This is a genomic window from Citrobacter sp. RHBSTW-00017, from assembly GCF_013797615.1.
In the GTDB taxonomy this organism is placed as follows: Bacteria; Pseudomonadota; Gammaproteobacteria; order Enterobacterales; family Enterobacteriaceae; genus Citrobacter; species Citrobacter braakii.
In genome coordinates this window covers 3881634-3895438 of sequence record NZ_CP056899.1, presented here as the reverse complement: position 1 = coordinate 3895438, position 13805 = coordinate 3881634, and the positions used below count along the sequence as shown (strand labels likewise).

The following is a 13805-nucleotide window of genomic DNA, read 5'->3' as shown; positions in this document are numbered from 1 at the left end:
AGGCAAAACGCTTATTCTACCATGCAAGTTCGCAGCGGCCAGTAGCAGAATGCGTCCGGTGTGATGCCAGAGAACATTAGCTGCCCTGAACAGGCCGGGAAGTAGCGGCAGCTCATCACTCCTTCGCCGCCGTTGATGAAAATCTCCACGCTAGACTGGTCGATGAAAATATGCAGCGAGCGGACGTCTCCGCGCCAGTAACGATAATGCTTCTCGTCGCTGGCCAGACTGGGTCGGGCCAGGCGGATCCCGCTGGCATCGCGTTCAAGGATTAATGCGCCGTCAAAATCGAGGCTCAAAATATCGTCCCCAGTGGTTTGTAGAACGATTTCCATCGGTGCCAGCGGCAGGGAGTTCCCTGCCCAGCCGTGCGCTTCGCCGCGCAGGGCGCTCAGCTCTCGTAGAGGACGTTGGTATAGCTGACCATCGATAAACTCCAGCTCACGCAGGCAGGTCATCTGATGGATCCAGCCGTTGGTGAGGGTCGGTTGAAGCATCTCTTCGCCCTCCGGCACGCCCATCCAGCCGACCAGCAGACGGCGGCCATCACTGGTAAGCATGGTTTGCGGGGCGTAGAACTCAAACCCTGCGTCCAATTCGTGCAGTTCGCCATGCTCGAAGGCCGCGCGGTGGTAGTCGAAATCGCCGCTCATCCACACTGCCGGGTAGGTGTTGAGATAGCGCTCTTTCTCACGAGGCACGCCCTGCGGGCAGCAAATCAGGACATGCTGGTCGCCGAGGGCAAACAGGTCCGGGCATTCCCACATATAGCCCGCGTCGTCCAGGCCATTGATGCCATAACCGGCGATTTCGCCCTGACTCGTCCACTCATGAAGGTCCGCTGAGCTGAATAACAACACCTTGCCACGCTTTTGCAAATCCTGTGCGCCCAGCACCATGTACCAGCGACCTTCGTGCTGCCAGACTTTCGGGTCACGCACGTGGCCGGTATAGCCCTCCGGCAGCGGTAATACCGGGCCGAGTTTGGTAAACGTGCCGTCGGCATTTTCCGTCGCCAGGCACTGCCACGCGGTTCGGCTGCCGTCGTCAAATTTTACGTTGCCGGTATAGCACAGGGTGAGCGTGCCCTGACTATCCACGGCGCTTCCGGAGTAGCAGCCGTTGCGGTCATACTCTTCATCCGGCATGAGCGCGATCGGCTCATGTTGCCAGTGCAGCAGGTCGGCAGAGCTCCAGTGCCCCCAGCACTTGAACTTATGATCGCAGGCGAGCGGGTTCCACTGATAAAACAGGTGATAACGTCCGGCAAATTCAATAAAGCCGTTGGGATCGTTCATCAGCCCGGTCACCGGCGCATGGTGCCAGCGGGGATAGTGGCTGTCGGCCAGCGCGCGCGGCTGGCCCTGCATAACAGCCTGCAAAATCGCAGGCAGGCGTGATGGATGTGACATTATTCAGCGTCCGTTTTGTATTTCAGTACCAGGGAGACGACAAAGGCGACGCCAAAGGCGATAACCATCCCGATAATGTAGTTCAGCAGCGAGCTGGCCTGCACGATAGCCATGCCAGGGATAGCCGTCAGGCCCACCGCGGTCATGTAAACATGCATGGATACCACCCACGCGCCGCCCACCGCGCCGCCAATCAGGGCTGCGATAAACGGTTTTACAAAGCGTAAGTTAATACCAAAAATCGCCGCTTCGGTGATGCCGAGCATGGCAGAAAACGCCGAGGGCAGGGTAATGGCTTTGATTTTGGCATCTTTCGTTTTGAACCACACCGCCAGACAAGCACCGCCCTGAGCGACGTTGGCCATCGCCCAAATCGGCAGCAGGAAGTTGACGCCGATGGATGGGTTGCCCAGCAGTCCCGCTTCGATGGCGTGGAAGCTGTGGTGAATACCGGTAATGACGATAACCGAATAGAGACCGCCAAACAGCAGTCCGGCCAGCCAACCGGCGTGGGTAATCAGGGTGCTAAGGACAAACGAAATACCGTCGCCAAGCGCGCGACCAGCCGGGCCGATAATCAGCAGGGCGATAAAACCGGAAATGATCACCGTCAGGAACGGCGTCAGGATCAGATCCAGTGCATCGGGGATCACGCGACGCAGCTGTTTCTCAACGATGCTCATAAACCACACCGCCAGCAGCACCGGGAACACCGTGCCCTGATAGCCGATCATGGCAATCTCAAGGCCGAAGAAGTTCATGGTGTGGAAACCGGCGGCCACACCCCAGGCGTTGGTGAGCGCCGGGTGAGTCAGGATGCCGCCAAGCGTCGCGCCAAGATAAGGATTACCACCGAACTCGCGGGCGGCGGTGAAGCCAATCAGGATCGGCAGAATAATAAACGCCGCTGAGCTGCACATATCCAGCATGATGTAGATGGCGTTACCCGGGTCGACCCAGCCGTACGTTTTAACCATCCCCAGAAGGCCCATCAACAGGCCGGAGGCGACGATAGCCGGGATGATCGGCACAAAGATGTTCGACAACAGGCGGGCAATGCGCTGGAAAGGATTCAGTTTTTTCGCCGCAATGTCGGCAGCTTCCGATTTGCTGGATTCGCCAATCCCTGCCGCCTGGATAAAGGCGGCGTAGACTTTGTTCACCACCCCGGTGCCGAAGATAATCTGCATCTGTCCGGCGTTACGGAAACAGCCCTTCACCCCATCAATTTTGCCGATGGCCTGCTGATCGGCCAGTGAGTCATCGACCAGCACCAGGCGCAGGCGTGTGGCACAGTGCGCGGCGCTGGCGATATTTTCCTTGCCTCCCAGAAGCGGAAGTAGCGAGCGGGAAATCTGTTCAAAATCCATAGTACCCTCTGAATGCGTATTGATTTTCGAGTTGTCGTCCCGTGGTAGCCGGAGCGCATTCTCTTCGTTGTTATTGTGTCCGGGGCGACGAAACGTATTTTGTCGCCCCGGCGGTTACTGTCGCCAGGTGTTAACCATCAAAACCAGGTTTCCATCTGCATCCCGAACGACCATTCGCCGCCCGATTTAAAACCACTGCTGCCCAGCGCGTCATCGCTGGCGTAATTATTGAGTTTTTTGCTCCAGTCCATCCACGAGGTGTAAAGACGGATTTCAGGACGGCTGAAGAAATCGCCGATGTCGCCAACCTTAAAGGTCGGGGCGAAGGTGAGCTTGTAGAAGCTGCCGTTTACCGCATGGCGATCGTTATAACCTTCAGGTTTGAGATCCATATACTGGTAACTGCCTTCATAAGCGAGGGCGAAGTTTTGATTGATCTCCTGGATCAGACGCATGTTGAGGGTTGCCCACTGGTAGCTGTCGCCATCGACATAACGGTCTTTACTGGTTTGTGCCAGTATCGCCGGGGCGATAAACCAGTTCTTGCTCAGTGGCGTGGTGCCGTAGCTGGCGAAGCGCCAGGTGTTAGCCCCCGAGCGTAACGCGCCGTCAGAGCCGACACCTTTAACTTCGGCACCCAGTCCGTGACCGTAGAGCAGGGCGGTTTTGCTGGCACCTTCACGCAGGCCGTAAAAACTGTCGTTGTGCAACCCGAGCAGCGCATGTACACCGGTATTTGCCGCATCGCCTTTGACCGGATTACCGTTGGTATCCTGGCGTTCGTCGTTGTCTTTTGCCCGCATCCCGCTGACCATCATCTGCACCGGCCCGATGAAATTGTTCATGCTGACGATGTAGTTCTGCACACTGTTGCTGGTATCAGCAATATCGCCGAAGTTACGCCCGTAAAGAGAGAAGTTGCTGCGAACGCTGTCGTTCCACCTGACATCGTAAATACCGCCGCCGGTACCGGCGAGGAACACGACATCCGAGTCGATCCAGTGAATGTCAAAGTTATCCCGGTCAAAGCGTTTCCCGGCCCACAGGGTGGAGCCTTTAAACGGCCCGTCGAAGGTGGGCAAGTTGCCCAGTTCAACAAAGGCCTGACGCACGTTCAAATCACTGGTGCTCGCCGTCCAGTCGTTATAAGTGGTTTGACCGTCGGCGACCATGACTTTGAAGCGGGTCGTTGCCCCGTTATCCAGGGTCTGCTTATGTTCAAGATTCATTTCAACATAGGTATCGGCCTGGTTTCCCAGGCGGCCAATAGCCCCACCGGTTTCCCCTGCTGGCGTCATGTAGGCTCCGGATTTGGTGCTGGCGCCGGAGTCATTCATTATCACGCCGGAGCGGGCGTAGCCGTGGAACTCAAACCCGCTTTTCTCATCGGCTTTTTTCTCCAGTTTGGCGGTACGCTGAGCCACTTCCTGAGTGCTGTCCTGGGTTTTTTGTTGCTGTGTCGTGAGCTGCTGTACTTTCTTCTCTGCCGACTCTGCGCGGGTTTCTGCCGTTTGCGCTCTGTTTTCGGCATCCTGTAAGCGTTTTTCCAGCGCAATTAAACGGGCTTCGATACTGCTGAGATCCGTTTGTGCATGGGCTGAGGCGGCGCCGGTTAGCAAAGCGATAAGAACCGCGAGTGTGCTTTTTCTGAACATATTGATTGCATCCCAAAAGGAAAATAAAAAATTGTGTGTTTTTACTAAACCGGTTTAGTTGCAATGTTAAGCACGACATTTAACATTTTGAAATTGATTTTGCTAAACCGGTTTAATAAGTGTGATGGATGCAACAAAGTGGACCGCGTACGACGGTATTTAGGATCAAATCTGGCGGTGTAGATCGCGCTGGTATGGCAGGGCAGTCATCGCGCCTTTCGCCAGGGTTGCCAGGGCACCGCAGGTTTGCGCCAGAGCGAGCGTTGGCTCCAGGGCATTGATATCCGCCGGCATCCCGTTGGCAGCAAGGCTGGCAAGCAGTCCGGCGACAAACGCATCGCCCGCACCGGTGGTATCCACGCTGACAACCGGTTTAGCGCTGAAATGGATAAACTGCTGCTGGAATGCGGCGATGACGCCCGCTTTACCCTGAGTCACCAGCAGTAATTCAGGCTGATAACGCTCAGTGATGCTGGCGATCCCCTGCGCGATATCATTACTCCCGCTGATGAGTATCAGCTCTTCTTCGGACAGTTTCACCACGTTCGCCAGACGCAGGGCGCGGTCGAGACAGGCGTGCAACAGGTTCTGATCTTGCCAGAGATCCAGGCGGATATTAGGGTCAAAGCTCACCCGGCCACCGGCACGTTTGATGTTCTCCATAGCCGCGAAGGTAGCACTGCGGCTGGGCTCGGCGCTGAGCGCGATGGAGCAGATGTGCAACCACTGTCCGGCGGCAAACTGTGGCAGGTCTTCTTCAGCCAGGAACAGGTCAGCGCTGGGGCGTACCATAAAGGTAAAGGTGCGTTCACCTTGGTCATCAAGGTCGACCACCACAGTGGACGTGCGGTGATGATCGTCAAGATACATATGGCTGACGTCGACCTGCTCCTGTTGCAGGGTATGACGCATGTAGCGGCCAAACGGGTCACCGCCGACGCGGCCGATAAATCCGCTGTTGCCGCCAAGGCGGGCAACCCCTACCGCCACGTTAGCCGGCGCGCCTCCAGGGCACTGTAGCAAGCGCCCTTCACTCTCCGGTAGCAGGTCCACCACTGCGTCGCCCAGAACCCAAACTTTTGCTTTCATGCTAAAACCCTCCAAGGCTAAACTTAATTAAACCGGTTTAGCATATTAAATCACAGTGAATGAGTGGGGGAAAGTTCCAGCCGGAAAAGCACTGCTCAGGGCATAAAAACGTGAGCCGCCTTACGAAATAGAATTGATTCGACAGCTGTGAAGACTTACGTCCTGGACACAAATGGATCCTGGATAAATTACCATGCAACTTGATGAAATTATCATGTTTTATCTTATTTACAGATAAATCAAAGGGCTTTTAACACCACACTTCTTGGCATAATGGTTAAGTGTAGTAATGCTCGCTCTGGATGGGTTTGCTTCTATGCTGCGCAGGTATTTGTAAGAAATACCCATTCTACTGGCGAGTTGTTGTCGCATCAGGCCAGCGAAACTGCGCAATTTCATCAGCGTTTCTGGAGGGTTTCCTTTAAAACTTCATCGACAAAACCGCTTTTTACCGTAGATACAGTAAGTGCCTCTTCTCTGCCATTATCCCAGCATCCAAGGTTACCGGGTTCTGATGTAGTCTGCCGATATGCAAGGGAAGGTGCGAATAAGCAGGTCATTTCTTCCCAAGCTGACTCGCTGATTAAAATTTCGCGGATCTGGGCCGATTTTTTTCCCGCAAACACATCGAATCAGCCTATTTAGGCTATTTTTTCCACCATTTCTGGCGTTATTTCCGGTTTTTACTGAGATCTCTCCCACTGACGTATCATTTGGTCCACCCGAAACAGGTTGGCCAGGGTGAATAACATCGCCAGTTGGTTATCGTTTTTCAGCAGCCCCTTGTATCTGGCTTTCACGAAGCCGAACTGCCGCTTGATGATGCGAAACGGGTGCTCCACCCTGGCACGGATGCTGGCTTTCATGTATTCGATGTTGATGGCCGTTTTGTTCTTGCGCGGATGCTGCTTCAAGGTTTTTACCTTGCCGGGACGCTCGGCGATCAGCCAGTCCACATCCACCTCGGCCAGCTCCTCGCGCTGTGGCGCTCCTTGGTAGCCGGCATCGGCTGAGACAAATTGCTCCTCTCCATGAAGCAGATTACCCAGCTGATTGAGGTCATGCTCGTTGGCCGCGGTGGTGACCAGGCTGTGGGTCAGGCCACTCTTGGCATCGACACCAATGTGGGCCTTCATGCCAAAGTGCCACTGATTGCCTTTCTTGGTCTGATGCATCTCCGGATCGCGTTGCTGCTCTTTGTTCTTGGTAGAGCTGGGTGCCTCAATGATGGTGGCATCCACCAAAGTGCCTTGGGTCATCATGACGCCTGCTTCGGCCAGCCAGCGATTGATGGTCTTGAACAATTGACGGGCCAGTTGATGCTGCTCGAGCAGGTGGCGGAAATTCATGATGGTGGTGCGATCCGGCAGGGCGCTATCCAGGGATAATCGGGCAAACAGGCGCATGGAGGCGATTTCGTACAGGGCATCTTCCATGGCACCGTCGCTCAGGTTGTACCAATGCTGCATGCAGTGAATACGCAGCATGGTCTCCAGCGGATAGGGCCGTCGGCCATTGCCCGCCTTGGGATAAAACGGCTCGATGACAGCGGTCATATTCTGCCATGGCAGAATCTGCTCCATGCGGGAGAGGAAAATCTCTTTTCGGGTCTGACGGCGCTTAGTGCTGAATTCACTATCGGCGAAGGTGAGTTGATGGCTCATGATGTCCCTCTGGGATGCGCTCCGGATGAATATGATGATCTCATATCAGGAACTTGTTCGCACCTTCCTTAGCTAACTCGCGGGTAGAAATTAGTTGTGACTGAGAGGGTTTTTGATGTTTGATATCGCTCATTTCATCACCCCAACATTTGATATGTGGGCAAATAAGACGATCATTGTTTTTAACAGAGATGAAAGAATGAAATGAAAAGGGGTGAATATGGGGTCTCTATCGGGATCGGGGTCGCTACTACTACCATCCGATGAAGATGATGATGAGTTTTTTGATGACGTTGTTGAACTTCGGCGTGAGCGGGAAGTATTCCCCTTTGGTGGAAAAAGGCATGTTATAGTATTGACTACATTCCTAATAGCAACTAAAAGTTTTGAAACACGGTGCCAAAGAGGTAGTATTCGGTCAGTACTACTATTATTAAAACGCTGAATTGTTGTTTCCCAAAAATTAGAACTTTTGTTTTTAGTCGGATGTAAACCCCATCTCGCTCTGATTTCCGCACTTCGGTCTTCTCTTGATACAGTTATTGGGTTAGTCACTGTAGTTAATCTCCTGCTTAGTGAGTGAATGTAGTTAGCAGTAATAAAAGATAACTGAAAAAAAATTTCTGTCAACACATGTGATTTTATGTAAGTTGTTGATATTTGATAAAATCAACGCTTATCAACGTTGTTTTTTATTTTTGCTTCTTCTAAGATCCATAATTCAACTTTTTCATGCCATTTTCTTAGCAAATCTAATGGACGGCGGCGATAGTGCTTTTCAGCAAGAGCGCTAGGCTTATGGCCCATAATCTGCGCAACAATACCTGTTGGTACTTCGACCCATTCAGCGAGGGTCCCAAAACTACGGCGCAATCCGTGCAAGCTGATATGTGGTAACTCCGCGCGAGTTAATGCTCTATTATGTGCTGAACGCGGTTCAATAATTTTGCCACTTTTGCTGTTACTTCTGAAAACCCAATTCTCCTCGTTTGTACCACGATTGGGGATCTCCATCAGTGAGCGTAACAAGTCAGAAACATAGGGAGTGAGGGGGATAATTCGCTCGCCTTCGATCTTGTCTTTAATTCTCATGCTTGACCATTTGAAATCTATGTCAGACCAGCGAAGTGAGGAAATTTCTTCACGCCGTGCACCGGTGAGCAAAAGCACTTGGAGATAGGCTGATGCAATGGGATTATTGAGGCTACGCACGGCACTGAACCAGCTTTTGAGCTGTTCTTTTTGTAAGCAATCTCCCGCTTTGCTCGCTGATATTGGAACCATTTTTCTCACGTTATGATCTTGTGCAAGATCGCCATCGATTATTCCCTGATATTTTTTCTGGTAATTAGCCCATTTGATGAATGCACGCAACAGACGGTAGGCATGAGCAGTGACGGTAGGCCGATTTTGTCTCTCTGTACTTAGCCATTCGGCAATGTTCTCTGGTGTTAGTTCTGATAATGGTCGGTCGAGCAGGCTAGCCAGTGGCCCAGGTGAGGTTGGGCCCCGGCCTCTTTTTTTACTTTCGCCTCCACGACTGGACAAGTTAACGTGATCGGCAATGTAGCGTGCAGAGTAGGGGCGTTTAGTTTTTGCGCTGATTCCGGTTCTCAATTCATCAAGATAATCTTCCCAAGCGCTTGAAAAGGTTGCCTTCGTTTTACGAGATTCAGCCTGCTGTGATTCCGCTTCAGCAATTTTTTCCGCCTTAGCTATACGCGGATCTATCCCAGTATCGATTAATGTTTGCAGTCGCCTGGCTTCGGCCCTCGCATCATCAATCCTCCAATCGTTAATGTTGCCAATGGTCATGCGAAGGGTTTTTCCCGCATACAGGCTTTGGAATACAAAGGCTTTTGCTCCACGAGTTGCTCGACATGCCAAGCTTGTTACGTCCGTATCCCAAAGGAAAACTTGGTTTTTCCCTTCAGGTAAAGTAAATCTTCGAATTCGTTCGAAGGTTAGTTTTTGTCTTGAAAGCGCCATTTTTAGGGTTCCTGTTGGGGATTACGGTTTACAGTAATGTAACGGCTGGTGTAAGTAAATTGAAAGGATAAACATCAACACTCATCAATTTACATCAACAGGTTTTTTGTTTTAATATTATGATTTAAAATGATAAATTTGTGATTTCTGATGGTTGTTCAAGCAGTTAAAATATAAAAACTTCGCATTCGTAATGCGAAGGTCGTAGGTTCGACTCCTATTATCGGCACCATTCAATCAAGCAGTTACAACTCCACATCTTCAATGTAATCTCCTTCTTTTTGTCTCGCGCACTGGTTTAGCACTCTATAGCTTCTCATTTCCTTTCCGCTCTTCGAACACGTCCATTGCAGCACCACTCTGCGGTTTATAGATAAGCTTGGTGCTAACCAGGGGTTGGGTGCAGCCATGCTGCTTTTGTGTGAACGAATAAAGACTCCCTGAATAAACAGGGGAGCCAGGAAGCGTAACGCACGCGCAGGGCTATTTCTGCCGTGACTCAAGCCAGACCAGCGCCAGCGTGGAGAGCGTGCACATCAGCAGAATGCCGACAAACCAAAACAGATACCACATCGTACAGTCCTCCCTAATAAAGTTCGTGGTTGTGGCGGCGGATGGTTTCTACGTTGATTCGTCCCAGCATCTTGTAATAACTCCACAAGGTATAAAGCAGAACTATCGGTAGGAAAATCAGCACGATAACCAGCATGATACTGAGCGTCATCTGGCTGGAGGTACTGTCCCACACCGTCAGGCTAGAGAGTGGATATGCGCTGGATGGCATCACAAATGGAAACAGGGTGATTCCAGCGGTGAAGATCACGCAGGTCTGGGTCAATGAAGCAAACAGAAATCCCCACACGGCCCGACGTTGCCCGCAGGCATAGATCGCGAGCATTGGAAAAATCATGCCCAACAGCGGAATAACCAACAATAGTGGTGAATTTTCAAAGTGCGCCATCCACGCGCCCGGTGCGGTCGTTACTGCCTTTAATAGCGGGTTGGACGGACCATTAGGATCCTGGCTAAGCAGCACATAGCCGTCGATCCCCGTCCACAGCCAGTACCCGGCTAACAGGAAGCAGAGCACCACTAACATCGCGCTGCGTCGGGTGGCAGACAGCGCGCGCAGGTGAAGAATGCCGTCGGTTTTCAACTGGAGCCAAACGCCCCCCTGCATAATGACCAACATCAGGCTTAATGCGCCGCACAGTAGGGCAAAAGGAGAGAGCAATTCCCAGAAAGTGCCCAGGTATTGCACATGTAATTGTGGTGTGAACACAAAAGGCACCCCCAGGAACAGATTGCCGAAGGCGACGCCGAAGATAACCGGTGGCACCAGGCTGCCGATAACCAACCCGGTGTCCCACATGGCGCGCCAGCGTGCATTCGCTATTTTACCGCGATAATCAAAGGCCAATGGACGAAAGAAAAGGGCGCACAGCACCAGAATCATCGCCACATAAAACCCCGAAAATGCGGCAGCATAGACGCGTGGCCAGGCTGCGAATAATGCACCGCCCGCCAGAATGAGCCACACCTGGTTACCTTCCCAGTGCGCCCCTACGCTATTGATTAACACCCGACGTTCATCATCGTTGCGCGCGATCAGCGGTAACAGGCAGCCGACCCCCATATCAAACCCGTCAGTGACCATAAAGGCCACCAGAATAATGCCAATCAGCAGCCACCAAATGAGCCGCAACGTTTCATAATCCAACATGATGCTCTCCTTTATTCTTGTTGTTGTGCCGGTTGTTGACGTTGCATCGCATCTGGACCAAGACGCGCGTATTTTTGCATCAGGTAGACTTCGGCAATTAAAAACAGGGTGTAAAGCGTGAGGATTAGCCCCATGGAGAAGGCCAGTTGGCCCGCGCTCAGCGCGGAGTGGGCGTACCAGGTCGGCAAAATATCCTGAATCGCCCACGGCTGGCGGCCAAACTCCGTCATAAACCAGCCTGCTTCAATGGCAATCCACGGTAGTGGCAGGCTCCACAGCGTTATGTGCAGTACCCAGCGATGCTGGTCGATACGCCAGCGTAAGGTCTGTATCAGCGCAATCGCCATCACCAGCAGCAGAAGGGAACCGCATCCAATCATGATGCGAAAGCTCCAGAACACGGGGGCGACTTGCGGAATAGCGCCGCGTTGTGCGGCCTGATATTGCGCTGGCGTGACATGGTTCATGTCAGGGGCGTAGTTTGCTAACAGGATGCCGTAACCCAGATCTTTTTCCACGGCGTGAAAAGCGTGCAGTAGCTGAGGCGTGCGGTTACCTTTGGCGATTTCCTGCATCAGCAACCATGCTTCCCGGCCCCGCTGCAGGCGGGGTAGCGCGTCTGCCATCAGGTTCTTCAGCCCCGGAACTGGCGTATCTAAAGAGTGAGTTGCCAGGATACCCAGCAGGGCCGGTATCTTCACGGAAAAGGCGTTACGCTCTTGCTCCTGCTGCGGCCAGGCTATCACATGAAAGGGCGCAGGTGCCGGTTCGGTTTGCCATTCCCCTTCCATTGCCGCCAGTTTTACCGGCTGGCGTTGGGCGACCTCATAAGCTGAGCTATCTCCCAGTTGCAGAGTGCCGAGGATAGCCAGTGTGCCAAAGACAGAACCTACCGCGAAGGAGCGCAGGGCGAACTCGCGAGCGCGACCACGCAGCAGATACCAGGCGCTAATGGACATCACAAACATGGCGCCTGTGACATAACCAGACATCACGGTATGCACAAATTTCACCTGGCTGATGGGGTTAAAAACCAGCTCGCTAAAGCTGCTCATCTCCATGCGCAGGGTATCAATATTAAAGTGAGCGCCCGTTGGATATTGCATCCAGCCGTTGGCGTTGAGGATCCACAGGGCCGAGATATTGGAGCCAAACGCTACCAGCCAGGTCACCAGTAAATGCTGGTACTTGTTTAAGCGCTGCCAGCCGAAGAAGAACAGACCCACGAATGTGGATTCAAGAAAGAAAGCCATCAAGGCTTCCATCGCCAGCGGGGCACCGAAAATATCGCCCACATAGTTGGAATAGAGCGACCAGTTAGTCCCGAACTGAAACTCCATGGTCAGGCCGGTCGCCACACCGAGCGCAAAGTTAATACCGAATAACTTTCCCCAGAAACGCGTCATGTCGCGGTAGACTGTTTTGCCCGTCACCACGAACAGGGTTTCCATGATGGCCAGCAAAAAAATCAGCCCCAGCGTCAGGGGAACAAACAGAAAATGGTACAGCGCGGTCAGCGCAAACTGCCAGCGCGATAAGTCAATGACGTCCCACATGCGAACTCCATCAGGCATTAGAGAGTGAATAGATAAGGAAGAAAACGCCAGACCCGCAGCAGAAAAGTATGCGGGTCGGGAGAAGGGGATCAGGCCGGCGGGCCGGATGCCAGCCAGCTACAGACTTCATCCAGGCGCTGGAGCGAGTCGAGCAGATCCTCCGGAGCAGCCAGTACCAGTTCCGGTAATGGACAGATCTCATAACTCTCGAGCAGAAGCCCTTTCAGGGTATCCAGACAGCGCACATGCCAGACATGGCGCAGCGCCGTGGCGTCGATTTGGCTCTCGCCGTAGCCGATGGTGCGGATCTGAATGCGCCCTTCGCCACACAGGCGGGAGAGGAACTGGCGATCCGCATCGCTAACCGGGAGTTGGGTGAGGTTAATGCTATGAGGTTGCGTGGCCGGATCGCGCACGTGCGCCAGCAGTTCCTGAGCCAGCGTCAGGCCATTCATCAACCCATCGACGGGCGGAGGCAACAGGCTATCGTCTGGCAGCGTCGTGATTGTTGCTGCCTGCCACAGCGCCCGTGGCGCACTGCCTGCCTCCAGATGCTCCTCCCATTGACCCAAGTCATTCTGGCAACGCACCCGCCAGATTCCGCAGAAAATAGACTCCTGAATCTCACTCGCCCTGCCGTCAGCCTGCTGGATACGCACGGAAACTTCGCCTTCGCCGAGCAGCGTATTCAAAAACGTGAGGTCGTCTGCGTTGAGCGTGGATAAATCCCATCCCAGCACGTCCTGTTTTACGGGGATTTTCTGGCTAAGCTGGTGGCGCACGTCGGCTAACAATGCCATCACCGCCGGGCTGTGCGGACAGTTTTCCAGCCTCGCCATGCTGGGGCTGCTGTTGACCTGGCAGGTGAGGGGCAAGGGATTCATGCTGAAGCTGTCATCGCCCGGCTGGGTTCCCGGTCCCAGCAGATGAAAAAAGGTATCACTCATCTTGCAGGCTCCGGGGGATGCGTTCTTCAACGAGGGGGCGCATCAGGTTGAGCAGGTCGGCCCACGGGTGGATGCCGCTGAGAATGCCGCGCAGCTCGCCGTGGATAAATACCAGCGTGGCCGGGAAGCGGAATACGCCAAAACGATCGCCGATAGCCTCGCTGTGCTCGAGATCCGCCATAGCGATTTGCCAGTCAAACTGGGGAAACTCGCGGAGCAACTCGGCAATCATTACCGGGTTATCGCTGACTTCTGGCGTGCGGCGGGGATCGCTACTGAGCAGCACCACGCCATCACGCACACGCGTTACCCAGTCATCCAGTTCAGATGCGGTCAGCGGTTGCCAGCCGCGCGCCAGCATGCGTTGCCATAACGCAGAAAATGGTTTTTCATTCAACAT

Annotated in this window: 11 protein-coding genes and 1 pseudogene; all 12 read right to left on the bottom strand. The window is 53.4% G+C overall.

Annotated elements, in window-relative coordinates:
- Positions 1–11 precede the first annotated feature (11 nt).
- The 12 genes and pseudogenes from HV037_RS18860 to hyaE all read right to left on the bottom strand — a co-directional run bounded on the left by HV037_RS18860 (position 12) and on the right by hyaE (position 13805).
- Complete coding sequence (locus HV037_RS18860; protein ID WP_003029589.1) at positions 12–1412, bottom strand: sucrose-6-phosphate hydrolase; 1401 nt, start codon at positions 1410–1412, stop codon at positions 12–14.
- The gene (locus HV037_RS18855; protein WP_000345204.1) at positions 1412–2782 is read right to left on the bottom strand and encodes a sucrose-specific PTS transporter subunit IIBC; all 1371 of its coding nucleotides are present in this window, start codon (positions 2780–2782) and stop codon (positions 1412–1414) included. Before HV037_RS18855 ends, HV037_RS18860 begins: the two co-directional genes overlap by 1 nt.
- A gap of 137 nt (positions 2783–2919) precedes the next feature.
- Positions 2920–4437, bottom strand: coding sequence for a carbohydrate porin (locus HV037_RS18850; protein ID WP_003029587.1), 1518 nt, complete (start codon positions 4435–4437; stop codon positions 2920–2922).
- 165 nt (positions 4438–4602) lie between these two features.
- Positions 4603–5526, bottom strand: coding sequence for an aminoimidazole riboside kinase (locus HV037_RS18845; RefSeq protein ID WP_003029584.1), 924 nt, complete (start codon positions 5524–5526; stop codon positions 4603–4605).
- Between the two features lie 501 nt (positions 5527–6027).
- The gene (locus HV037_RS24840; protein WP_308457824.1) at positions 6028–6228 is read right to left on the bottom strand and encodes a hypothetical protein; all 201 of its coding nucleotides are present in this window, start codon (positions 6226–6228) and stop codon (positions 6028–6030) included.
- The gene (locus tag HV037_RS18835) at positions 6210–7190 is read right to left on the bottom strand and encodes an IS5-like element ISKpn26 family transposase (protein ID WP_000019445.1); all 981 of its coding nucleotides are present in this window, start codon (positions 7188–7190) and stop codon (positions 6210–6212) included. Before HV037_RS18835 ends, HV037_RS24840 begins: the two co-directional genes overlap by 19 nt.
- A gap of 669 nt (positions 7191–7859) precedes the next feature.
- Positions 7860–9254, bottom strand: a pseudogene (locus HV037_RS18830) (integrase family protein).
- A 408-nt stretch (positions 9255–9662) separates the two neighbouring features.
- Positions 9663–9752: a cytochrome bd-II oxidase subunit CbdX gene (cbdX, locus tag HV037_RS18825; protein ID WP_016151902.1), complete on the bottom strand. Its 90-nt coding sequence runs from the start codon at positions 9750–9752 to the stop codon at positions 9663–9665.
- A 13-nt stretch (positions 9753–9765) separates the two neighbouring features.
- Positions 9766–10902: a cytochrome d ubiquinol oxidase subunit II gene (gene appB / locus HV037_RS18820; protein ID WP_103283514.1), complete on the bottom strand. Its 1137-nt coding sequence runs from the start codon at positions 10900–10902 to the stop codon at positions 9766–9768.
- Between the two features lie 11 nt (positions 10903–10913).
- Complete coding sequence (gene appC, locus HV037_RS18815) at positions 10914–12458, bottom strand: cytochrome bd-II oxidase subunit 1 (protein ID WP_080859982.1); 1545 nt, start codon at positions 12456–12458, stop codon at positions 10914–10916.
- Positions 12459–12547: 89 nt separating this feature from the next.
- On the bottom strand, positions 12548–13405 hold the full coding sequence (locus tag HV037_RS18810; protein ID WP_016155779.1) for a hydrogenase expression/formation protein: 858 nt from the start codon (positions 13403–13405) through the stop codon (positions 12548–12550).
- Complete coding sequence (gene hyaE, locus HV037_RS18805) at positions 13398–13805, bottom strand: hydrogenase-1 operon protein HyaE (protein WP_103283515.1); 408 nt, start codon at positions 13803–13805, stop codon at positions 13398–13400. The genes HV037_RS18810 and hyaE overlap by 8 nt, the downstream gene beginning before the upstream one ends.